Source organism: Microbacterium sp. (assembly GCF_036277215.1).
In the GTDB taxonomy this organism is placed as follows: Bacteria; Actinomycetota; Actinomycetes; order Actinomycetales; family Microbacteriaceae; genus Microbacterium.
In genome coordinates this window covers 1-22426 of record NZ_DASUNI010000258.1, presented here as the reverse complement: position 1 = coordinate 22426, position 22426 = coordinate 1, and the positions used below count along the sequence as shown (strand labels likewise).

Genomic DNA, 22426 nt, shown 5'->3' with positions numbered 1-22426 from the left:
GGGAGCGGTGGTGATCTTCTTCGAGGTGCTGGGCATCCTCGCCGCATGCTGTGCAGTGCAGACGGTCTGCCGTGCGCGGCAGGAGGAGGCGCACGGCACGGCGGAGCCGGTCCTTGCGACACCCGTCGACCGGGTGCGCTGGCTGGCCGGCTATGCGCTCATCGGGTTCGCGGGCATCGTCCTCGTCGCCGCAGCGGCCGTGGTCGGAGCGGTGGTCGGACTCGCGAGACCCGACAGTGACCGGAACCTGCTCGGCGATGTGCTCGTCGTCGCCGGCGACCAGGTGCTGGCGGCATGCGTGTTCCTCGTCCTCACCGCGCTGGTCTTCGTGCTGGCTCCGCGTCTGACGATCCCCCTCGGCTGGACGCTCGTGCTCCTCGCGATGGTGCTCGGGCTGTTCGGACCGCTGTTCGGGTTCCCGGACTGGCTGATCCACGTCGCACCGATCGCGGTCGCCCCCACGGTCACCGGCGACGGCGTGGATGTCAGGGGTCTGTGGTGGCTCGTACTCGCGGTCACTGCGATCGGGGTCGCCGCGGGCGGTCTGATGCGCCGACGCGAACTGGCTCCGGCAGGGTGACCCTCGTGAAGCACACCGGATCGGAGCCCGCCGAGCAGGCGGCCGCCATGCTGACGGCCGCGGGCATGCCGCGGATGCCCGCTCGCGTGATGATGGCTCTGGTCGCATCGCCCGACTCCGGCTACTCGGCGGCCGACCTGGCCCACCGTCTCGGTGTGTCGCCGGCGGCGGTCTCGGGCGCGGTCCGCTACCTGCAGTCGATCCACATGATCCAGCGGCTCCCGCGCCACGGAGACCGGCGAGATCGCTACGAGATCATCGACGACGGCTGGCATGTCGTGCTCACCGCCAACATGCCCCTGTACGAGAGGCTCGCCGACTTCGTCGATCGTGTCGCGGACGAGAACATCGACGCGCCGGCGTCGGTGCGGCGCGCACGGGACATGTCGGAGTTCTTCCGCTTCCTGGCCAGACGGATGCCGCAGCTGCTCGAGGAATGGGACGCGGAGCGCGGCGCGACGTGACGCCTGCGCGGTGCACTGGGCCGGCGGGATGCCGGCGCCCCGCGGGCCCGCCCCGCCCGAGGAGCGCCGCAGTAGCCTGGAATCGTGGGGCACGAGCGGCCCGGCGACGTCACGCACGGCGGGTTCGACGAACTCGGCGCGCTGCGTCGCCGCGCGTACGGACCGGGTGCGGACATCTTCGCGGATGCCGAGGCCGTCGCGCGTCTGCAGGAGCTCGAGGAGCGGGCGCGTATGGAGCGCTACCCGCACGAAGTGCGGTCCGACCCGGCGCCTGCGCCGGCGCCGCGCCCCGAGCCGGGCACCGGCATGTCCGGCGGCCTGTCTGTCCCCGTTCCGCGCGCGCGGCCTCGCACGTCCCGCTGGCACACCGGACTCGTCGCGGCGACGGCGGTGGTCGCGCTCGCCCTCGGCGCGGCAGCGGGAAACGGCGAGACCACGACTGGTGAGGTCCGCTCCGCCTACGCGAAAACCCCCGGTGTCGCGTTGGAGCGGCGCGCCCTGTCGTACGAGGCCGGTTACGAGCAATACCTGGACGGCCTTCGGGAGGAGCTGCTGTCCGGCCCCGGGATGGGCGACATCGCGAACCGGCTGATCCGCGAGCAGTTCCGGCCGTACGGCACGCTGTACGGGCGAACCGTGGGGGCCGGTCCGACCGTGGACCACCAGTTCTGCATGGTGGTCACCGACGTCCCCGAGCCGTCGATCACGTGCATCTCCATCGAGAACGCCTACGCCAATCCTCAGTCGGTCCTCCTCTCGGAGTGGATCGTCGACTCCTCGAGCGACGCCTTTCTCGGTCTGGGTGAGCCGGTGAGCTACACCCTCCTGCCGGGCGGCGGCGTGGTCGCCGAGCGCGCGGGCTCGGCGACCACGCGCTGATGCCCCTCAGGCACCGGCTTCGGAGAGGTGCTGCTCGAGCGCGTCCAGGGCGAGGCGCTGACCCTTCACCAGACGCTCCCGTGCGGCATCCATCTCGGTCCATTCGGCACGGTCCACCTCCGGGAACGACTGCGTGCGTCCTGAACGCGGCGGCCACTCCAGCTCGAACTCTCCGAAGGCCAGGTCCTCGAGCGAGAAGGCCGCGCCGTCCGCGACGAAGACGGTCACCCGCTTGCCCGATGAGTACGCGAACGTTCCGAGCTCGGCGTAGGGCCCTTCCGGGGCTGCGACGCCGAGCTCCTCCTCGAACTCCCGCAGTGCGGCATCCAGCGCGGCCTCGGTGTCGGGGTCGTACTCGCCCTTGGGGATCGACCAGGCCGCGGCATCCTTGGCAGCCCAGTACGGTCCGCCCATGTGCGCGATGAGCACCTCGATGCCGCGCTCTCCCAATCGGTAGAGCAGGATGCCGGCGCTGGTGACAGCCATGGGAGACGGCTCAGGGACGCGACTTCGGCGACACCGTGTAGGTCTCTTCGACGTCGGTCACGGCGACGCCGCCCACGGCTTGATCGATCGCCGCCATCGTGTCCGTGTCGAGTGTCACGCCCGACGCGGCCACGTTCGACGCGATCTGCTCGGGTCGCGACGCTCCTACCAGCGCGGCGGCGACATTGGGGTTCTGCAGCACCCACGCGATAGCCAGTTGCGGCATGGTGAGCCCCACCTCGTCGGCGATCGGCTTGAGCCGCTGGACCGCGGTCAGCACGTCGTCGTCGAGGAAGCGCTTGATGAAGTTGGCGCCGCTCTTCTCGTCCGTCGCCCGCGAACCCTCCGGGGCGGGCTGACCGGGCAGGTACTTGCCGCTCAGCACGCCCTGCGCCATCGGCGACCAGACGATCTGCGAGATCCCGAGCTCCTCGGACGCCGGCACGACCTTGCCCTCGATCACGCGCCACAGCAGCGAGTACTGCGGCTGATTCGAGATGAGCTGGATGCCGAGCTGCTTGGCCAGAGCGTGGCCTTCGCGCAGCTGCTCGGCGGTCCACTCGGACACGCCGATGTACAGCGCCTTGCCCTGCCGCACCACGTCGGCGAACGCCTGGAACGTCTCCTCGATCGGGGTCTCGTAGTCGTAGCGGTGCGCCTGGTAGAGGTCGACGTGATCCGTGCCGAGGCGGCTCAGCGACCCGTTGATCGCCTCGAGGATGTGCTTGCGGCTCAGCCCGCTGTCGTTTGCGCCCTTCGGTCCGGTCGGCCAGTAGACCTTCGTGAAGATCTCGACGGATTCGCGCCTGCGCCCGGCGAGCGCCTTGCCCAGGACCGTCTCGGCCGCGGTGTTCGCGTACACGTCGGCCGTGTCGAATGTGGTGATGCCGGCATCGAGTGCGGCATGGACGGTTGCGATCGCCGCCGAGTCATCCACCTGCGACCCGTGGGTCACCCAGTTTCCGTACGTGATCTCCGAGACTTTGAGACCGCTGTTGCCGAGATATCGATAGTTGACCATGCCTTCAACGCTAGTGCGCCCGAACGGAGTCAGGCCGGGGCTTGCGCAGGAGGGGATCCGCCTGGATCAGCGCTCCGGACCTCGCCGGCGGAACGCGCCGCTGAGGCTGCGCAGGAGCAGAAGCATGCCGCCGAGGCCGAGCACGCTGCCCAGGAACGAGAAGGCCCGCACGTCACCGGTCATCACCGGCCCCACATCCGACACGGCCAGGAAGAACCCCGTCGCCACCAGCGCGACGCCCACGACCGTCGCCGTGACCTCGCCGAGGATCGAGTCCACCCAGCGACGGTCATCGGCGCTCTCCAGGGCGCGCACCCGCACCTGGAATGTGCCGTCCTGCAGGGCCTGCGTGATGCCCTCGATCCGGCGCGGAAGGCGGCGCAGCTGCTCGGAGACGATCGCGGACTGCGCCTGCAGGCCCAGCGCCACGGCCCGCGGCGAGGCGAGCTGCAGCGCGATGTGGGGCGCCCGCACCAGCCCGCGACCGACCATGTCGTATCCGGGCACGAGACGGCGCAGTGAGCCCTCCAGCGAGATGAGGGTACGGAACACCAGCAGCAGCGACGGCGGGATCGCGAGCCGATGTCTGCGGAGGACCTCGATCAGCGCGCTGAACACGTTCTCCCCCACCTGCGCGTTCGCGACGCGCGTGAGGATCGCGCCGATGTCGTGCTGGAGCACGGTCTGCTCCACGCTCCCGCCCGCCATGGGCGCGCAGAGCAGCAGCACGATGTCGGTGGCCGACACGTCGTCGTCGTTCGCGATCGCCACCAGGAGGGGAGCGAGGAGCCTGCGCACGCTGCGCTCGAGCACGCCGATCGCACCGAAGTCGATCAGGGTGACCGTCCGGTCCTCGGCGAGGATGAGATTGCCCGCGTGCAGGTCGGCGTGGAACACGCCGCGCACGGCGATCTGCTCGAACACGGAGTCCACGACGCCGTCGACGAGCGTGTGCGCGGCCTCGGGCGGAAGGGCCTTCGGCGTGAGCCGGCTGAAGGGTATCCCGTCGGCGCGCTCCAGCACCAGCATCCGTGACGTGGAGAGGTCGCTGTACACGGTGGGGATGTTGAGCGCAGGTGACTGCGATCGCTCGATCGCGCCACGGAGCATCTCGGTGTTGGCGGCCTCGACGCGGTAGTCCAGCTCTTCGCGCAGGGCCCGCGCGAACTCCGCCGCCAGCGCACCCGCCCGGTAATCGCGAGCCCACTCGGTGCGCCGCTCGGCGTCGGCGGCGAGCCGCTCGAGGATGTCCAGGTCGGTCGTCACCTGGGCTCGGGCACGGGGACGTTGGATCTTCACGACCACCCGTGCGCCGTTCATCAGCGTCGCGGCATGCACCTGGGCGACGGATGCCGCCGCCAGCGGCGTCTGATCGATCGTGGCGAACACCTCATCGAGCGGGCGTCCGAGCTCGTGCCGGATCGCCGGTTCCGCTTCGCTCCACGGGATCGGAGTCGAGTCCATCTGCAGGGTGGAGAGCGCCTTGATGAGCTGCGGCGGCAGCACGTCTTCACGTGAAGAGAGCACCTGACCCAGCTTGACGAAGGTCACTCCCGCCTCATTGAGCGCCCCGACGAGCGCCTCGGGCAGCTCGTCGCTGTAGCCTCTCGCGCGGTTCTGGTACAGCCCGATCCCGTGGCGCGAGGCGATGACGACGATCTGCGCGTAGCGCCTCGCCCGGTCGCGCCGACGGATCGCGTCGCGGATCACGGCGATCGGATTGCGAATCGGGCGCGTGGGCAGCAGGAACTCACTCACGACGATCACGACCACGACGATCGCGAACACCCAGCCGAGGATGAGGGCCGTGATGGTCGCGACGATCGGCCAGCCGACGAGGAACCTGCCGTCCGCGTATACGCCCGACTGCTCGAGCATCCACAGCACCAGCGGGACGCTCAGCGCGAAGACGACGAGCGAGATCACCCAGGAGCGGACCCAGCCGACCGGCGTGTCGAGCAGTCGCCGCGACACCCACGTGGAGGCGGCAGCGAACGCGAGCGCGGTCAGCGCGAAGGCGAGCCAGGCGGGCATGCCTCAGATTCTGTCAGGACTCGGTCGCCCGCGTCGGACGAAGATCAGTCCTCGGCCGGGGTCGCCGCCGCGGCGGCCTCGTCCTCGGTGGTCGCGACCAGCTGCCCGCACGCGCCGTCGATCTCCTTGCCGCGGGTGTCGCGGAGGGTCGTCGGAATTCCGGCGTCATTGAGCCGGCGCACGAACTCGTTCTGCACACCGACCTCGGATGCCGTCCAGATCGAGCCCGGGGTCGGGTTCAGGGGAATGGGGTTCACGTGAACCCAGCCGCGCCCGCGTGCGTTGAGCTTCTCGGCCAGAAGGTCGGCGCGCCAGGCATGGTCGTTCATGTCCTTGATCAGCGCGTACTCGATGGAGACGCGACGGCCGGTCTTCTCGAAGTAGTTCCGGGCGGCATCGAGCGCCTCGTCGACCTTCCAGCGCGAGTTGACCGGGATGAGCTCGTCGCGCAGCTTGTCATCGGGCGCGTGCAGCGACAGTGCGAAGGTCACCGGGATGCCCTCGTCCGCGAGCTTGAGGATCGCGGGCACGAGCCCGACGGTCGAGACCGTGATCCCGCGGGCGCTCATCCCGAGGCCGTGCTCCTTGTCGGTCATCACGCGCACGGCCTGCATCACGCGGGCGTAGTTCGCGAGCGGCTCGCCCATGCCCATGAACACGATGTTGCTGACGCGCTCGGCGGAATGGTCGTCACGCTTCTTCCCGCCCAGCCCGCCGTCGGCGATGAGGCGGTTGGCGCGCACGATCTGCTCGACGATCTCGGCCGCAGACATGTTGCGCGTGAGGCCGGCCTGACCGGTGGCGCAGAACGGGCAGTTCATACCGCAGCCGGCCTGCGACGACACGCACAGCGTGATCCTCCCCGGGTAGCGCATCAGGACGGATTCGACCAGGGCGCCGTCGTGCAGCTTCCACAGGAACTTGATCGTGTCACCGCGATCGGTCTCGAGGCGTCGCACCTCCGTCAGCAGCGGCGGCAGCATCCCGTGCACGAACTCCTCGCGACCGGCGGCGGGCAGGTCGCTCATCGAGGCGGGGTCGTGGGTCCAGTGGGTGAAGTAGTGCGTCTCGAGCTGCTTGGCGCGGAAGCCCGGCATGCCGAGCTCCTTCACCTTCGCGACGCGCTCATCGGGGGTGAGGTCGGCGAGGTGCACCGGCGGCTTGCCGCGCTTCGGGCTCGCGAACTGCAGCAGCGGGCGGCCCGCGTCATCCTTCTTCTGCGACCAGCCCTCCGTCGCCGGGCGCACCTGGCGAATGGGCGTCTCGCGCGAGGGGGTCATGGTTTCAGGGTAGGGGACGCACCTGCGGAAAGCCTGGCCTGCTTCGCGCGGTCCCGCCGGTGCCGGTCCGCCCCGGCGGCCCTCAGACCACAGCAGAGGGGTACCGTGAGGAAAGTGGGGGACGTGATGGCGCGGCCGTTCACGCCCGGGCGCCCGGGCGGGACTCGATCCGTTCTGGATGACGCCGCTCGCGCCGAGTTGGACGCGCTCCGCATCCGCGCGTACGGCCCCTCATCCGACATCTCCGGCGACGACGACGCCCTGGCGCGTCTCATCGAACTCGAGGAGCTCGCGCTGCCGGCACCGGGCGCCGAGGCCGGGCCCGCCGCCGTCGACGGCCCGATCCAGCCCGCACCGCCGCCGCCCCGGATTGCGCCGCAGGATGCACACCTCGTCCCGCCGTCTCCTGACGAGGAGCTGCCGCCCGTGCGGCGGCCGCGCTGGCAGGTCGGACTGGTCGCGGCGGTCGCGGTGCTGGCTCTCGCGCTCGGCGTGAACGGGAGTGTCCAGGCCCTCTCGCAGGCGTCCGGCCTTGCCTCGCCGACCCCGGCGGACCCCGAAACCGCCGAAGCCGGAATCGCGGCGGATCCGGACGCCGAGATCATCATCCGGGTGCTGATCGACGCGTCCTCCGGCGACTACGTGGATCTTTCCGCCGACGGCGAGGTGCCGACATTTCCGGTCAGCGGCGACATGACGTGGGTGCAGCCGCTCGGCGAGTACTACGGCTGGGCCCTGTGGATCGGTGCCGCACCGAGCAGACGCGGAGATGAGCACTGCCTGCTCCTGGCGGACGCGTCCGGCACCCGCTCGCGCTGCGTTGCCCGCGAGTGGCGGGCCGACGGAGAGCTGCTCGTGTCGCTTCCGTACGCGCGGATCGCCCCGGATGAGCGTCCGGCGGGGATGGCGGCCGACCAGAGCGTGACCTTCCTCTGGGGGCCGGGCGGGTTCATCACCGTTCTGCTGACCCCGACCGAGGGCGACTGAGCCTCTGCGGCGCCGTTGTGCGGCATCCGCACTATCGTTTGTGTGTGGTCCCGCCCGAGAGTCTGGCCGCCTTCATCGTGGCCGCCGTCGTGCTCATCGTCATCCCCGGGCCCAGCGTGCTGTTCACGATCGGCCGCGCGCTCGCGCTGGGACGCATCGGGGGCCTCCTCAGCGTGCTCGGCAACGCGCTGGGACTGCTGCCGGTGATCGGTCTCGTGGCTCTGGGCGTCGGCGGAATCGTCGCGCAGTCGATCGTGCTTTTCACGATCGTCAAGGTCGCCGGAGCGCTGTACCTGATGTTCCTCGGCGTGCAGGCGATCCGGCACCGCAATCGCACCGCCGAGGCGGCGACCAACGGCATCGCACCCCGCTCGCACTGGCGGCAGCTCGGTGAGGGATTCATCGTGGGCATCACCAACCCGAAGACCATCGCGTTCTTCGTTGCGGTGCTGCCGCAGTTCGTCGACCTCGATTCGGGTTCGGTGCCGCTGCAGATGATCGAGCTGGGGCTGGTGTTCTTCGTCATCGCCCTCATCTCCGACGCCGCGTGGGCGCTTGCGGCCGCGGCCGCACGCACGTGGTTCGGCAAGTCGCCGAAGCGTATCGCCACGCTCTCGGCGACGGGGGGCGGGCTGATGATCGGGCTCGGCGGCATCCTGCTGTTCACCGGCAACGAGCACTGAGCCGTTGCGGTGCGCGGGGCGCGGCGATCGCCGGCGGATGGCGCGCGCATCGCACTACGCGGGGCTGACCGGCTGCGCGCCCAGGTTCACGAGGTTGCCATCGGGGTCGCGGACCTGCGCGACGCGCTCGCCCCACGGCATGTCGGCCGGAGCCTGAACGGTCGCGCCGCCCAGCCGCGTCCACGCGGCGAAAGCGGCGTCGACGTCGTCGACGTAGAACCACAGCGCGACCCGGTCACCCTCGGTCGGCGCGTCCGGCACGCGGCCGATGCCGAGCGCCTCGGTGCCCAGCCGCAGCGACACGTAGTCGTCCTCGTCGCCGGTGGCGAACCGGTACTCGACGGTCGCCCCGAGCGCATCCTCGTAGAAGCTCACGAGTCTCGGCAGATCGCGCGAGTTCAGGATGGGGAACAGACTCCGCACGCCCATGCCCACACCCTACGACCCGCCGTCCGACCTCGCACCAGCCCGCGAGACTGCAACGGGACGGCGAGACAGCGGGGTACACCCGAAGTCTCGACGCGCGGTTGCAGTTTCGCGGTAGTAAGCGAGGGGCTGGGGGCTACAGGAAGATGTCGGGGAAGAGGTGGGCGTCGGGGGTGCCGGGGACGGCGGCGTACCGCGAGTAGTCGGTGATGCCGGCATCCGTCAGCACGTCCTCGACGATCAGCGTCTGCCCGGTGTACTCCCGTGAGGGGCGGGTCATCACCTCGTACGCGGCATCCGCGTAGATCTCGGGCGTGCGGCTGGCCGCCATCACCCGATCGCCGCCGAGCAGGTTCTGCACCGCCGCGGTCGCGATCGTGGTGCGCGGCCACAGGGTGTTCGCCGCGATGCCGTCCTTCGCGAACTCCGCCGCGAAGCCCAGCGTCACCATGGTCATGCCGTATTTCGCGAGGGTGTATCCGGTGTGCGCGCCCAGCCACTTCGGATCGAGGTTCAGCGGCGGCGACAGAGAGAGGATGTGCGGATTCTCGGCTCCCCGCAGAATCGGCACCGCGGCCTGCGACAGCATGAAGGTGCCGCGCACGTTCACGTCCTGCATGAGGTCGTACTTCTTGGCCGACAGATCCAGCGACCGCGAGAGATCGATCACGCTCGCGTTGTTGACGACGATGTCGATGCCACCGAATTCACCCTGGGTCTTCAGAACCGCCTCGGTGATGTCGTCGTCGCTGCGGACATCTCCCACGATCGGGAGGGCGTTGCCGCCCGCTGCGCGGATCTGCTCCGCCGCCGAATGCACCGTGCCCTCGAGCTTCGGGTGCGGGGAGTCGGTCTTCGCGAGCAGGGCGATGTTGGCTCCGTCGGCGGCAGCGCGCAGCGCGATCGCGAGGCCGATGCCGCGGCTGCCGCCCGACATCAAGATCGTCTTGCCGGCGAGGGTCTTTGCTGCGTCTGCCGCAGTGGTCATGAGTTCTCCTTCGAAGCCTGCTTGCGGGATGCCGCGGCGAACGCTGCGACGCGGACCCTCGACTCGTCGGTGTCGAAGCGACCCCCGATCGTGAGCGCTTCGTCCGCGAGGTTCTCTTCGAACGTGCGGAACGCGCCGACGCGGACCAGGCGCTTGGCCTGCCCGAACGCCGCGGTGGCGTTCTGCAGCCAGAACCGGGCGATGTGCTCCGCACGACCGCCGACCTCGGCCGGCGGCACGACCTCGGCCACCAGACCCCAGTCCAGGGCCTCGTTCGCATCGAGCGTGCGATCCTGCAGCAGCAGCTGCAGCGTACGCCGCTGGCCGATCGCGGAAGGTAGCAGCGTGGTGACACCGAGATCGGGAGTCAGCCCGATGTTGGCGTACTTGCTCACGAACTTCGCCGATTCTGCCGCGACGATGTAGTCGGCCGTCAGCATCAACCCGAGCCCGCCTCCGGCCACCGCTCCCTGCACCGCCGCGACGATCGGCTTGTCCGAAAGCGCGAACGTGCGGATGCCGTCGTGGATCACGTGGGCCGTCGCGGTGACCGCGTCACCGCTGGCGCCCGAGGTCGCCATGGCGACCACGTCGCCGCCTGCGCAGAACGCGGGGCCGGCGGCATCCAGGATCACGGCGCCGATCCGGCCGTCGGCGGTGACCTCGTGCGCGACCTCGCGCCAGCGGGTCGCCATGTCGAAGTCCATTGCGTTGAGGTACGCGGGGCGGTTGAACGTCACGCGGGCGAGTCCGCCGTCGCGGGTGAGGAGGATCGAGTCGCTCATATGTCTCCTTGTGTCGTACGGATCACCTTCCACAGAAGAGTCACCTCGGCGCCATCCTGTGCTTTTCCAGCCCCGTACGGATCACCTTCCACAGAAAAGTCACCTCGGCGCCATGCTGTGCTTTTCCAGCCCCGTACGGATCACCTTCCACAGACGAGTCACCTCGGCGCCATCCGGATTGCCCCGTCCAGGCGGATCGTCTCGCCGTTGAGGTAGCCGTTGTCGACGATGGACATGACCAGCCGCGCGTACTCATCCGGACGACCGAGCCGCGCCGGATACGGGACCTGTTCGCCGAGCGAGTCCTGCGCCGCCTGCGGCAGCCCCGCGAGCATCGGCGTCTCCATGATCCCGGGAGCGATCGTGACGACGCGGATGCCGTACCTCGCGAGCTCGCGTGCGATGGGAAGCGTCATGGCGTGCACCCCACCCTTGCTCGCAGAGTAGGCGGGCTGTCCGATCTGTCCGTCGAACGCCGCGACGCTGGCGGTGTTGACGATCACGCCGCGATCGCCGCTGTCGGCGTCGGGCTCGGTCCGCGCCATCAGCGAGGACGCCTGCGCGATCACGTTGTACGTGCCGATGAGGTTGACACGGATGATGCGCTCGAACCCGTCGAGCGGTGAGGGGTTGCCGTCGCGGTCGAGCACCTTGGCCGGCGGCGCGACGCCCGCGCAGTTGACGACGACGCGAAGAGGACCGGATGCCGCGGCCGTGCGCACCGCTTCGGCGACCTGGTCGGGGCTGGTGACGTCCGCGGGCGCGAACGCGCCGCCGAGTTCAGCCGCCACTTCCGATCCCGCCGAGGCGGGCAGGTCGATGATCGTCACCACGGCACCGGATGCCGCCAGCCGGCGGGCCGTCGCCAGACCCAGGCCGCTTGCGCCGCCGGTCACGAGGGCAGAGGCGCCCGTGATGTCCATGTGCTCTCCTTCGAACGTGCCGCGGCCGGAACCATCGCCTGCGGCATCCCGTTTCAGCATACGTGGGACCGAGTATCACCTCTCGCCGCGGATCCGAGCTCCGCGGCCAGGGGTGGGACGGGGGACCGACTGCCGGACTCAGGGTACTCGCCGGCTCCGCGAGAGTGCAGGATGAACGGATGGAGCCGGAGATGAAGCGGGACTGCAAGGACCCGCACGGGTTCCGTGTGCGGGTCGGCCGGCTGCGGGAAGCCCTCGGCGTCTGAGGATGTGGATGTCGATCCCCTCCGAACTCGCCGAGCCGCCGGCGCGAGTGCTCGCCCTCGCGCGCGGAGCCGCGCTCGAGCCGGTCTGGCTCAACGAGCTGGGCGGCGTCACGTTCCGCACCGACGACCGCCGCTACATCAAGCTCGGACCGGTCAACGCCGAGACCTCCTTCGCCGGGGAGGCCGAGCGTCTCACCTGGGCAGGCAGGTACGCCGCGGTGCCCCGCCCACTCGAGGTGGGCCGCGACGGCACGCACGAATGGCTCGTGACATCCGCGGTGCCGGGACTGTCGGCCGTGGATCCGCGGTGGGTGGCCGAACCGGCGACCGCGGTGCGGGCCGTCGGCGAAGGACTGCGAGCGCTGCACGATGCACTCCCGGTCGCGGAGTGCCCTTTCGAATGGAGCGTGGCCTCGCGCATCGCGAATGCGGCGGGCCGCGGCATCCACTTGCCCGACGATTTCCGCGATGCACCCGCGGTGGACCGGCTCGTCGTCTGCCACGCCGACGCATGCTGCCCCAACACGATCGTCGCCGACGACGGGCGCTGGAGCGGCCACGTCGATCTCGGCGCGATGGGCACCGGCGACCGGTGGGCCGACCTCGCCGTCGCCGCGATGTCGACGACGTGGAACTACGGCGACGGATGGGAGGCGGCTCTCATCGACGCCTACGGAGTCGAGCCCGACCCGGTGCGCCTCGCCTTCTACCGGGACCTCTGGAACGCGACGTAGCGCTACGCGGGGCCGAGGATGAAGTTCCACGACCCGGTCAGGATCGCGACCGTCAGCGCCGTCGCAGAGATGGCGGCCCCGGTCGCGAGCAGCATCCACTCGCGCCAGCCGAAGCGGGACTCGCGCGCCCACGTGCGCGGACCGCTCCCGCCGAAGCCCCGGGTCTCCATGGCGGTGGCGAGCGTCGAGCCGCGACGGATGGAGAGGACGAACAGGGCGAACGCCATGCCCGCCACCCGGCGGACGCGGCCGGTATCGGCCACTCCTCGCGCTCGTCGCGCGAGCGCGAGCGCGCGCCAGTCGTCGGTCAGCAGGCCCAGCAGACGCATGCCCGCCAGTGCGCCGAGCACGAAGCGCGCCGGCAGCTTCAGCAGCTGAGCCAGGCCGTCGGCGAGGTCGGTCGGGTCCACGGTGACGAACAGGACCACGGCCGGGAGCCCGATCGCCAGCACGCGGAAGAAGGTGGCCAGCGCGAGCGTGAGCGAACCCTCGCTGATGCGCACGACGAACCATTCCGCGTAGATCTCGCCGCTCGTCGCGCCGTAGAGCGCGATCGTGACCGCGGCCAGGGGCGCGGCGATCCAGATCGGAAGCGTACGCAGCCAGAACTCGCGGGGTCGCAGCCCGGCCGCGGCCAGCAGCGGCAGCTCGAGGACGAGCGCGACCGCAGCCGAGACGGGGTCGATGGTGAGCACCAGCGGCAGCGCGATCAGCAGTGCCGCCCCCAGCTTGGCGACGGGGTTCAGTGCCGCGATCGGACCCCGCCGCGGTGCGTACGACGCGAGGGTGCTCACGTCTTCGCTCCGAGGCCGAAGCGCCGAGCTGCGAGCGCTTCGAGCACCGTCTCGTCGTGGGTGATCGCCACGACCGCGGCGCCCTCGTCGCGCAGCCGCGCGATGAGGGCGACCAGCTCGGCCCAGGTCGCGGCATCCTGTCCGAAGGTCGGCTCGTCGAGCACCAGGACCTGAGGGCGGGTCGCCAGCATCGCGGCGACCGTCAGGCGTCGTTTCTCTCCGCCCGACAGCGTGTACGGGTTCGCCTCGGCGAGCGCCGCCAGCCGCAGCCGCTCCAGCAGCTCGTCGACGCGCGTCGCGATCTGCGCCGGTGGCAGCCCGAGAGCCCGGGGACCGACCTGCAGTTCGGCGCGGACGGTCGTGGTGAGCAGCTGATGCTCCGGATCTTGGAACACCGTTCCGATCCGGGTGAGCAGGGCCCGGGACGACCACGTGATCGGATCTCCCTTCGCGCCGTCCGTGAGATCGGGAGATGCCGTGACGCGCCCCGATTCCGGGCGGAGCAGACCCGCCAGCGTGAGGCCGAGCGTGGACTTGCCCGAGCCGTTCGGTCCCACGATGCCGAGCGCCTCTCCGGCGCGGACAGCGAGGTGGAGCGGACCGGCGACCGCGGTGCCACGGACCCGGGAGACGACGACCGACTCGGCGGTGAGCAGCGTCTCTCCCGGCGGATGTGCGGGCGGTGCCGGGAACGCCGGAGGGATCCCGGGAACCCAGACGCCGCCGGCTGCGAGCTCGGCGCCGCGCACGCGCAGGACCGCGTCCGGCGTTCCGTCGGCGACGATGCCAGAAGCGCCGCCGGCGTCCGGTCCCGGTGCTCCCAGCACGAGTACCCGGTCCACCAGCGGCAGCCACACGTCCAACCGGTGCTCGACGACGACGAGCGTCGCGCCGGTCTCCTCGAGCGCCCGTCGCACGGCGTCGCGCACCTCGACCACTCCCGCCGGGTCGAGATTGGCGGTCGGCTCGTCGAGCAGGATCACCCCGGGCCTCATCGCGAGCACGCCGGCGAGGGCGAGCCGCTGCTTCTGCCCACCGGACAGAGCGGATGTCGACCGATCGAGGGGCACGTCCAGGCCGACCGCATCAAGGGCCTCCCGCACGCGCGGCCAGATGTGGTCGCGCGGGACGCCGAGGTTCTCGCACCCGAACGCCACGTCGTCTCCGACGCGCGCCAGGATCGCCTGGCTGTCGGGGTCCTGCAGCACCATCCCTGCGCGACCGCGCACCCGCGCGGCGGGCTCGCCTCCGATCGCGAGCTCGCCGGTCTGCTCCCCCTCGTCATCGCCGCCGAGCACGCCCGCGAGACCGTGCAGCAGCGTCGATTTGCCCGACCCCGACGCCCCCAGCAGAAGCACCCTCTCCCCGGGCGCCACGCGGAACGACACCTCCTGCATCGCCCACCGATGGCGGGTTGCGTAGCGCCAGCCCCATCCGCGCGCCTCGACGGCCGCGGGCTGAACGCCGCCGGCCGCGACCGTCACGCTAGACGCGCCGAGCGACTTGGCGGCCCGAGGCGAAGCGGTTCAGTGCGCCGGTGGCGGCGAGGCCGCGCGCGACGAACCACGAACCGGCGCCCGCGATCACCGCACCGGAGATGGTCGTCGAGATGATGTAGACGACCGTGAACGTCGTGTCGGCGCCGGCGTACCAGAGGATGCGGTCGTTGATGCCGCACGCCAGCCCCGCCCCCGCCCCGGCGAGGATGGCGACCGGCAGTCGCCACACCGCGTAGGCGAACAGCAGGAAGACGAGTTCGGCGCCGAGCCCCTGAACCAATCCGGAGACGATCGTGAGGGGTCCCCATTGGTTGCCGACCAGCGCGGAGATGACGGCGGCGACGAGTTCGGTGTACAGCGCCGCACCCGGCTTGCGGATGATGAGCGCCCCGAGGACTCCTGCGACGAGCCAGGGTCCGGCGAGCAGGCCCTGCAGACCGGGCAGCAGCGGCTTCAGGAGGGCGGCCGGTGCTTCGTAGCCGATGTTCCAGAGGAGGAACACCAGCGCGCAGGCGACGGCGATGACGCTGGCCACGACGATGTCGACGACCCGCCAACGCCAGACGATGCCCGAGAATCCCCGACGAGTCGGAGGGGGCGAGGACATGATCGTGCTCATGGAATCTCCTTCCTGCGCTGGCATTACCCAGATCAGGTTCGACGGTCGAAGCGTGGTCGCTTCCTCTCAGCCCGGCACACCGGACTCCCGTGTTGACGAATTGATTATAGCCCCGGCTGGAGGGGGTAATTTGGGCGGGTGACACTGGACGACGCCGCGACGCCGACGAGACGTTCGGCGCGCCGTCGGAGCGGGACGGAGGACCCGGACGATTCGTTCGGGGGCAGAGGCGTGCTCGGTGGCGCGTCGGAGTCGCAGTCGCCCACGTTCGACGCCGCAGGCGCGTTGACGCAGGCGAGCGGGACCGTTCCGTCGACATCCTCGACTCCAGTGCCTCCCGTCGGCGCCGCGACTGCCGCCGCTGCCGGTGCGTCGGTCGGCCCGGCGAGCATGACGCTGCCGCGCGACCTGCCCGCTTCGGCGAACGGTCATGTCGCCTTCGGGTGGGTGGACGAGCTGGCGGTGGCCTCGGCTCCCCCCGCCGCGCACACGCTCGAGGCCGTGGCCTCCCCCTACGTGCCTGTGGGCCCAGACCTGCTGGCCGTGCGCCCGCGGCGTTCGCTGCTGCGGGCAGGCGTGCTCGTCCCGATCGGCGTCGCGGCAGTGCTCCTGAGCGGCTACAGCGCCACGACCCTCCTCTGGCCGCTGCACGCGGTCGCCCCCACCGTCGAGGCGGTGCAGGTCGATCCGAGCGCGGCGCCCCCGGCCCTGCTCACGTGGCCCGGAGCCGGAAGCGCGTCGGTTGCGGTCGCCGGCATCGACGGTGTCGTCGCATCGGCCGCCGATGCGGTGCAGATAGCGAGCATCACGAAGGTGGTCACCGCCCTCGTGGTGCTGGATCAGATGCCGCTGGCCCTGGGCGAGCAGGGTCCCGAGTTCAGGTTCTCCGAGCGGGATCGCACCTTGTACTGGCAGTACCGCGACAACGGAGAGTCGGCGCTGGACGTGCCCGTGGGCGGCTCCCTCACCCAGTACCAGCTGCTCGAGGGCATGCTCGTCGGATCGGCCAACAACTACGCCGACCGTCTGGCCGGCAACCTCTGGCCCACGGATGCCGTCTTCGCGAATGCCGCGAACAGCTGGCTCGCCGCGCACGGCGTTCCCGGCGTCACGGTGGTGGAGCCGACCGGCCTCGACCCGCGCAACGCGGCCAGCCCGGAGGCGCTCATCGCGCTCGCGCAGAAGGCGATGGCGGAGCCGGTGATCGCCGAGATCGTGGCGAAGACCGCGGTGGAGCTGCCGGGGGCGGGGCTCGTCGAGAACACCAACGGCCTGCTCGCCGACCCCGGAGTGGTCGGCATCAAGACGGGCTCCCTCGACTCGTACAACCTGCTCTCGGCGAAGGACGTCCTCGTCGGCGAGACGACGGTGCGCATCTACAGCGCCGTGCTGGGCCAGCCCGATGACGAGGCGCGTCTCGCCGCATCGCGGATCCTGTACTCCGAGGTGGAGCTCGGCCTGCAGCCGGTGCCGTCCGTCGCGGCAGGCACCGTCACGGGCCACGTCGTGACGGAGTGGGGCGAGAACGTCGCGATCGTCACCGACGACGACGCCGACGTGATCCTGTGGAACAACGGGGTCGGTGCGGTGACGACCGACTTCTCGCTCGGCGACGCCCGCGAGGAGGACGCGGACGTCGGAACACTGTCCGTGCAGGGCCCGCTGAACTCGGCATCCACGACGCTGGTCCTCGCCGACGATGTCGACCCGCCGGACGCGTGGTGGCGTCTGACCCATCCACTGGCGCTCTTCGGCCTCGACTAGCGTTCCACGAGGTCAGGCGGGCGCTCCGGCGGTGCGACGGTAGTTCTGGACGAGGATGAGCACGCTCACCCCGAGCACCCACGCGGGGAAGATCAGCGTCACCCAGAGGCTGAGTGTCGTCACGACGAGCAGGACGAGGGCGACGGCGTACGTGACGAAAGCGAGCCAGCGCGGCATGACGCCTGTGCGCAGCCACATCGTCGCGAGTGAGATGAGCAGCACACCCGCCATCCGCAGCGCGTAGATGTTGCTGACCTGGAGCATCACCGCGCGCCCGAACGTCATGATCTCGGCTTGGCTCTGCTCGTCGCCGACGATCGGCACGGACGCGACGATTCCGCCCGCGATCGCCGCCGACACGAAGACCATGGCGAGGAACAGGAGCCCGCTGCCGATGAACACGGAGGAGAAAAGCTGGTCCTCGGAGTCCTTGAAGCGATCGCGGACGACTCCCATGAACCAGAGGAATGCGATGCCGGCGAAAGGCACGAGTCCGAGCCCGATGCTTATGCGCGCCGCCGAACCCGCATCGAGCCACTGCGTGTCGCTGGTCAGCGTCTCGGGCAGAGCCGTCCGCAGCAGAGCGAGCGACGTGGTGAACAGCACGGCGAAGAGCACGCCCGCCAGCGCTGCGGCGCGCGGGGAGCTCAGCGGTCGTCGTGCGGGCGAGCTGCTCTCGGACATTCGGTCTCCCATTCCCGCGGCATCCTGCTGGTGAGCACGACAGTATCCGTCCGCGTCGCGAGGTGACAGACTGTGCGCAACTCCCGGCGAGCACCCCGGATTCCTGCGCGGGCCGCCGGACCTGATCGAGGGGAACGCTCATGACAGACGCGGCTTCATCCACCATCGCGACACGGCCGTCGGATTCGGATTTCGAGGGCCGTCGCGCGTACGGGCGGGCCGCAAGAGTGGGCACGCCGCGGTCCAGCCATGCGGAGTGGTCCCCTCCCGCAGATCGCACCGACCCCGTGTCGCTGCTGGAGGAGCAGTCCACCTCGCGAGTGGCAGAACTCGTGCCGGTCCGACACGGACGCATGATGGTGTCGCCCTTCACGTTCTACCGTGGCGCGGCGCTGTTGATGGCCTCCGACCTGGCCACCACCCCGAACACGGGACTGACCGTGCAGCTCTGCGGCGATGCGCACCTGTCGAACTTCGGCCTGTTCGGTTCGGCCGAGCGGCGCCTCGCCTTCGACATCAATGACTTCGACGAGACGCATCCCGGGCCTTTCGAATGGGACGTCAAGCGACTCGTGGCGAGCTTCGAGATCGCCGGACGGCACCGCGGGTTCACGGACCAGGAGCGACGGGAGCTCTTGCTCGCCGCCGGCCGCGGGTACCGGGAGCGGATGCTGCGCTCCGCCGAGGCAACGGTGCTCGAGGCGTGGTACGACTCGCTCGACGCCGAGAAGGTCCAGTCATGGCTGCGCGAGGAGAAGCTTGCGGGCGCCGCTGAGAAGAGGCAGGTGAAGGGCTTCGAGACGATCGTGGCAAAGGCGCTGACGAAGGACTCGATGCGCGCCTTCTCCAAGCTCGTGACCACCGAGGACGGCCGGATGCGCATCATCGCGGATCCGCCGCTCATCGTGCCCGTTGAGGACCTCGCCGACGGGCAGAGCGCGGACGACATCCAGAAGTGGATGCAGGCGCTGCTCGTCTCGTACCGCGAGACGCTCCGACCCGGGCGCCACCCCATCTCGGAATACACGTACGTGCACATGGCGCGGAAAGTGGTGGGGGTCGGCAGCGTGGGCACGCGCGCGTGGATCGTTCTGCTGACCGGCCGCGATGACGCCGATCCGCTGTTCATCCAAGCCAAGGAGGCCCAGACGTCGGTACTCGAGCGCTTCCTCGGGGCCAGTGAATTCGATAACAGCGGTGAGCGGGTCGTACGCGGGCAGCGGCTCATGCAGGCCTCCAGCGACATCTTCCTGGGGTGGGAGCGCGTGAAGGGCATCGACGGCGTGAAGCGGGACTTCTATCTGAGACAGCTGCACGATTGGAAGGGGTCACTCGACCCCGAGGTGATGGTTCCCCGTGGAGCGCTGCTCTACGCGCGCGTGTGCGGCGAGACCCTCGCGCGGGCGCATGCCCGATCCGGCGACCGCGTCGCGATCGCCGCCTACCTCGGCAAGTCGGGCACGTTCGAGGAATCAATCGCCGACTTCGCCGAAGCCTACGCCGATCAGAACGATGCGGACTATCAGGCGTTCATCGCCGCGATCGACTCCGGCCGTCTTCAGGCGCAACTGGGTCTGTAGGCACCGAACCGGTGTCCCGTTGCCGCGGCGCATGCCGTCGCACCTCGTCGGAGAGACGCCTCCCAGAGAAAGGCGCCCATGCACAACAAGCCCGTCACGCCCGCCATCCAGAAGGCGAACGCCGCACAGGCGCGCGCTCTGCCCCTCAACGACACTCAGGATTTCGAGGATGCCGACCGCGGGTTCATCGCAGCCCTCGAGCCGGGCGTCGTGCGCGCCGCGGACGGGCGCGTCGTCTGGGACAACGACGGATACGCCTTCCTGGAAGGTGAGACTCCGGCATCCGTCCATCCGAGCCTGTGGCGCCAATCGCAGCTGGTCGCGAAGCAGGGACTCTACGAGGTGGTCGAGGGCGTCTACCAGGTGCGGGGTCTGGACCTGTCGAACATCACGTTCGTCGAGGGCGACACCGGCGTGATCGTGATCGACCCGCTGATCTCTACCGAGACGGCCGCTGCCGCGCTCGCGCTCTACCGGCAGCACCGCGGGCCACGGGACGTGATCGCGGTCATCTACACGCACAGTCACATCGACCACTTCGGCGGCGTCTTCGGGGTCACCAGCGAAGCGGATGCCGCCGCGGGGAAGGTGCAGGTGATCGCGCCCGAGGGGTTCGTCGAGCACGCGGTCGCTGAGAACGTATATGCGGGAACGGCGATGGGCAGGCGCGCCGGATACATGTACGGCGCCGCCCTCGCGAGGGGACCGCAGGGCCAGGTCGGCGCGGGGCTGGGCCAGACCACCTCGAGCGGCGAGGTCGGGCTGATCGTCCCGACGCATCACATCCGCAGGACGGGCGAGACCCACACCGTGGACGGCGTCGAGATCGAGTTCCAGATGGCCCCCGGGACTGAAGCCCCGGCCGAGATGCACTTCTACTTCCCGAAGTACCGCGCGCTCTGCATGGCCGAGAATGCGACCCACACTCTGCACAATCTCCTCACCCTCCGCGGTGCGCTCGTGCGCGATCCGCACGTGTGGTCGACATACCTGACCGAGGCGATCGACATGTTCGGCGCTCGTGCCGACGTCGCCTTCGCCTCGCACCACTGGCCGACCTGGACAAGCGAGCGCGTCGTCGAATACCTGTCGACCCAACGCGATCTCTACGCCTACCTCCATGACCAGACTTTGCGGCTGCTCAACCAGGGGTACCAGGGAGCCGAGATCGCCGAGATGATCGAACTGCCGCCGGCGCTGGAGCGTGCCTGGAGCACGCACGGCTACTACGGGTCGGTCAGCCACAACGTCAAGGCGATCTACCAGCGCTACATGGGCTGGTTCGATGCGAACCCGGCCCGGCTGTGGCCGCACCCGCCGGCTGAGCAGGCGCAGCGGTACGTGGCGGCGATCGGCGGGATCGACCGCGTCGTCGAACTGGCGCAGGAGGCATTCGACGCGGGCGACCTGCGCTGGGCGGCGACGCTGCTCGACCACGCGGTCTTCACCGACGAGAACCATGCCGCCGCCCGCGAGCTCTACGCCGACACGCTCGAGCAGCTGGGCTACGGCGCGGAGAACGGCACGTGGCGCAACTTCTTCCTCTCCGGTGCGACGGAGCTCCGGGACGGCAACTTCGGCACGCCGACGATCCCGGCCGCGCCGGCCATCGTCACCCAACTGACGCCGGAGCAGCTGCTGGATGCCATCGCCGTCTCGGTCAACGGCCCGAAGGCCTGGGACCTCGACCTGTCGATCAACGTCGTCTTCACCGATCTCGAACAGACGTACCGCGTCACCCTGCGCAACGGCGTGCTCATCCATCGCAGAGCGGATGCCGACCCCCACGCGAATGCATCCGTCTCGCTGACGAAGGGCCGGCTGCTGGCGCTGATGGCCGGTGATGACGACTCGCCGGGGATCGATGTCACCGGCGACGCCTCGCAGCTGGCCTCGCTCCTGCGCGTTCTGGAATCAGGCGATCCCGCGTTCGACATCGTCACCCCCTGACGTTCGCGAACCGCGACGCCGACGCCGACGCAGACGCAGACGCCCGACCGTCAGACGCGGATCGGGAACGTGAACAGCACGACCAGGCCGATCAGGGCGAGCGTTCCGGCGAGGCCGAGGACGATCCGCGTGGCGATCACCGACGTGCCGCGCTGCGCGATCGCCGCGAGGAACAGCACCAGCGCGAACATCACTGTCATGAGCGAGTAGTTGTCGCCCTTCTCGTTGAAGTCGAGTGCGTCCTTCGTGCTGGCATCAGCGCGCGCCGTGGCCTCCGCCGCCTGCTCCGTCCCAGGCGGGACATACTCAGGCATTTTGAACGGCCCGGTCTCGCGCTGACCGTCCGCCACCCACGCATCGAAAGCGACGGCGAACTCGGGCGAGAAGCGATCCTCGATGTACGCGGCCAGGGCGGTGTCGCCGCCCGCCTGGGCCACGACCCACTGCGAGTACACCGCGAGGTCGAAGCCGCGGGCGTCGCGCGCCTGACTGTCGAAGTCCGCTGCCTCGATCCGAGCGGCGGATGCTTCGCTGAACGCCACCGACGAGTCGCCGCCCCACTTCGAGGCCTCGAAACCGCACCACGCCGTCAGCACTGCGACCAGCGACAGCAGGATGACGGCGACCAGCTCGTGCGCCTCGCTCTGCGGACGCGCGGGTCGGGCGGACTGCTCCATGATCGCTAGGTTATTCGCATGGGCTCCGCGGGACCTCTTCCGCCCGCGTGATGCGCTCGTAGATGCGCGGCGGCGAGGCAGCGCCGACGCGGAGGCACGACGAGAGGACCATAGTGGGCAGCGTCATCGGCGACATCCTTCCGCTCGCGATCGGGATCGCGATCAGCCCGATCCCGATCATCGCCGTGATCCTCCTGCTGCTCTCGCCGAAGGCCAAGGGCACGAGCATCGGTTTTCTGCTCGGTTGGGTGCTCGGCATCGTCGCGGCGGTGACGGTGTTCACCCTGCTCTCGTCTGTGATCCCCGATGCAGACTCGGATGCC

General features: G+C 69.9%; 22 protein-coding genes, 1 pseudogene and 1 riboswitch. Of the genes and pseudogenes, 10 read left to right on the top strand and 13 right to left on the bottom strand.

The window, feature by feature from the left end; genetic code table 11:
- The 3 genes and pseudogenes from VFX99_RS12895 to VFX99_RS12885 form a co-directional block, all read left to right on the top strand.
- Positions 1-580, top strand: a pseudogene (locus tag VFX99_RS12895) (polyketide antibiotic transporter); the annotation flags it as partial.
- A gap of 5 nt (positions 581-585) precedes the next feature.
- On the top strand, positions 586-1044 hold the full coding sequence (locus tag VFX99_RS12890; RefSeq protein ID WP_329666696.1) for a GbsR/MarR family transcriptional regulator: 459 nt from the start codon (positions 586-588) through the stop codon (positions 1042-1044).
- A gap of 84 nt (positions 1045-1128) precedes the next feature.
- A complete protein-coding gene (locus VFX99_RS12885) occupies positions 1129-1923 on the top strand; it encodes a hypothetical protein (protein WP_329666695.1) in 795 nt (264 codons plus the stop codon).
- Positions 1924-1929: 6 nt separating this feature from the next.
- Here the strand turns inward: VFX99_RS12885 and VFX99_RS12880 are convergent, their stop codons facing one another.
- From VFX99_RS12880 to rlmN, 4 genes are all read right to left on the bottom strand, one after another.
- A complete protein-coding gene (locus VFX99_RS12880) occupies positions 1930-2409 on the bottom strand; it encodes an NUDIX domain-containing protein (protein WP_329666694.1) in 480 nt (159 codons plus the stop codon).
- Between the two features lie 10 nt (positions 2410-2419).
- Positions 2420-3430, bottom strand: coding sequence for an aldo/keto reductase family protein (locus VFX99_RS12875; protein WP_329666693.1), 1011 nt, complete (start codon positions 3428-3430; stop codon positions 2420-2422).
- A 66-nt stretch (positions 3431-3496) separates the two neighbouring features.
- A complete protein-coding gene (locus VFX99_RS12870) occupies positions 3497-5464 on the bottom strand; it encodes an ABC1 kinase family protein (RefSeq protein WP_329666692.1) in 1968 nt (655 codons plus the stop codon).
- Between the two features lie 44 nt (positions 5465-5508).
- Positions 5509-6744, bottom strand: coding sequence for a 23S rRNA (adenine(2503)-C(2))-methyltransferase RlmN (gene rlmN / locus VFX99_RS12865; protein ID WP_329666691.1), 1236 nt, complete (start codon positions 6742-6744; stop codon positions 5509-5511).
- A gap of 114 nt (positions 6745-6858) precedes the next feature.
- On the opposite strand from rlmN, the gene VFX99_RS12860 reads away from it, so the two are divergent.
- Both VFX99_RS12860 and VFX99_RS12855 read left to right on the top strand, forming a co-directional pair.
- Positions 6859-7731: a hypothetical protein gene (locus VFX99_RS12860; protein WP_329666690.1), complete on the top strand. Its 873-nt coding sequence runs from the start codon at positions 6859-6861 to the stop codon at positions 7729-7731.
- A gap of 44 nt (positions 7732-7775) precedes the next feature.
- The gene (locus tag VFX99_RS12855) at positions 7776-8414 is read left to right on the top strand and encodes a LysE family translocator (protein ID WP_329666689.1); all 639 of its coding nucleotides are present in this window, start codon (positions 7776-7778) and stop codon (positions 8412-8414) included.
- A gap of 54 nt (positions 8415-8468) precedes the next feature.
- Here VFX99_RS12855 and VFX99_RS12850 read toward each other — a convergent pair whose 3' ends face one another.
- The 4 genes from VFX99_RS12850 to VFX99_RS12835 all read right to left on the bottom strand — a co-directional run bounded on the left by VFX99_RS12850 (position 8469) and on the right by VFX99_RS12835 (position 11536).
- Positions 8469-8843, bottom strand: a complete 375-nt coding sequence (locus VFX99_RS12850; RefSeq protein WP_329666688.1) for a VOC family protein — start codon at positions 8841-8843, stop codon at positions 8469-8471.
- 133 nt (positions 8844-8976) lie between these two features.
- Positions 8977-9828: an NAD(P)-dependent oxidoreductase gene (locus tag VFX99_RS12845; protein WP_329666687.1), complete on the bottom strand. Its 852-nt coding sequence runs from the start codon at positions 9826-9828 to the stop codon at positions 8977-8979.
- On the bottom strand, positions 9825-10613 hold the full coding sequence (locus VFX99_RS12840; RefSeq protein WP_329666686.1) for an enoyl-CoA hydratase/isomerase family protein: 789 nt from the start codon (positions 10611-10613) through the stop codon (positions 9825-9827). Before VFX99_RS12840 ends, VFX99_RS12845 begins: the two co-directional genes overlap by 4 nt.
- Positions 10614-10771: 158 nt before the next feature.
- Entirely contained in the window at positions 10772-11536 is a 765-nt protein-coding gene (locus VFX99_RS12835; RefSeq protein ID WP_329666685.1) for an SDR family NAD(P)-dependent oxidoreductase, read from the bottom strand.
- A 274-nt stretch (positions 11537-11810) separates the two neighbouring features.
- On the opposite strand from VFX99_RS12835, the gene VFX99_RS12830 reads away from it, so the two are divergent.
- Positions 11811-12536 (top strand): aminoglycoside 3'-phosphotransferase, encoded by a 726-nt coding sequence (locus VFX99_RS12830; protein ID WP_329666684.1) that lies wholly within the window; start codon positions 11811-11813, stop codon positions 12534-12536.
- Between the two features lie 2 nt (positions 12537-12538).
- Here VFX99_RS12830 and VFX99_RS12825 read toward each other — a convergent pair whose 3' ends face one another.
- From VFX99_RS12825 to VFX99_RS12815, 3 genes are all read right to left on the bottom strand, one after another.
- Positions 12539-13330: an energy-coupling factor transporter transmembrane component T gene (locus tag VFX99_RS12825; RefSeq protein WP_329666683.1), complete on the bottom strand. Its 792-nt coding sequence runs from the start codon at positions 13328-13330 to the stop codon at positions 12539-12541.
- Positions 13327-14727 carry an ABC transporter ATP-binding protein gene (locus VFX99_RS12820; protein WP_414684382.1) on the bottom strand — a complete coding sequence of 467 codons (1401 nt, stop codon included), beginning with the start codon at positions 14725-14727 and terminating at the stop codon, positions 13327-13329. Before VFX99_RS12820 ends, VFX99_RS12825 begins: the two co-directional genes overlap by 4 nt.
- Before the next feature lie 88 nt (positions 14728-14815).
- Positions 14816-15448: an ECF transporter S component gene (locus tag VFX99_RS12815; RefSeq protein ID WP_329666681.1), complete on the bottom strand. Its 633-nt coding sequence runs from the start codon at positions 15446-15448 to the stop codon at positions 14816-14818.
- A riboswitch (TPP riboswitch) is annotated at positions 15441-15549 on the bottom strand. It overlaps the preceding gene by 8 nt.
- A gap of 229 nt (positions 15550-15778) precedes the next feature.
- On the opposite strand from VFX99_RS12815, the gene VFX99_RS12810 reads away from it, so the two are divergent.
- Positions 15779-17212, top strand: a complete 1434-nt coding sequence (locus VFX99_RS12810) for a D-alanyl-D-alanine carboxypeptidase (protein ID WP_329666680.1) — start codon at positions 15779-15781, stop codon at positions 17210-17212.
- A 12-nt stretch (positions 17213-17224) separates the two neighbouring features.
- Here VFX99_RS12810 and VFX99_RS12805 read toward each other — a convergent pair whose 3' ends face one another.
- Positions 17225-17896 carry a hypothetical protein gene (locus VFX99_RS12805; RefSeq protein WP_329666679.1) on the bottom strand — a complete coding sequence of 224 codons (672 nt, stop codon included), beginning with the start codon at positions 17894-17896 and terminating at the stop codon, positions 17225-17227.
- A gap of 140 nt (positions 17897-18036) precedes the next feature.
- Here VFX99_RS12805 and VFX99_RS12800 point away from each other — a divergent pair, with 140 nt between their 5' ends.
- Together VFX99_RS12800 and VFX99_RS12795 are read left to right on the top strand one after the other, a co-directional pair.
- Positions 18037-19476: a DUF2252 domain-containing protein gene (locus VFX99_RS12800; RefSeq protein WP_329666678.1), complete on the top strand. Its 1440-nt coding sequence runs from the start codon at positions 18037-18039 to the stop codon at positions 19474-19476.
- A gap of 78 nt (positions 19477-19554) precedes the next feature.
- Positions 19555-21426, top strand: coding sequence for an alkyl/aryl-sulfatase (locus VFX99_RS12795; protein WP_329666677.1), 1872 nt, complete (start codon positions 19555-19557; stop codon positions 21424-21426).
- A 50-nt stretch (positions 21427-21476) separates the two neighbouring features.
- Here VFX99_RS12795 and VFX99_RS12790 read toward each other — a convergent pair whose 3' ends face one another.
- On the bottom strand, positions 21477-22103 hold the full coding sequence (locus tag VFX99_RS12790; protein ID WP_329666676.1) for a hypothetical protein: 627 nt from the start codon (positions 22101-22103) through the stop codon (positions 21477-21479).
- 113 nt (positions 22104-22216) lie between these two features.
- Between VFX99_RS12790 and VFX99_RS12785 the strand changes: the two genes are divergently transcribed.
- The coding region (locus VFX99_RS12785) for a GAP family protein (RefSeq protein ID WP_329666675.1) at positions 22217-22426 on the top strand (210 nt) is incomplete at its 3' end.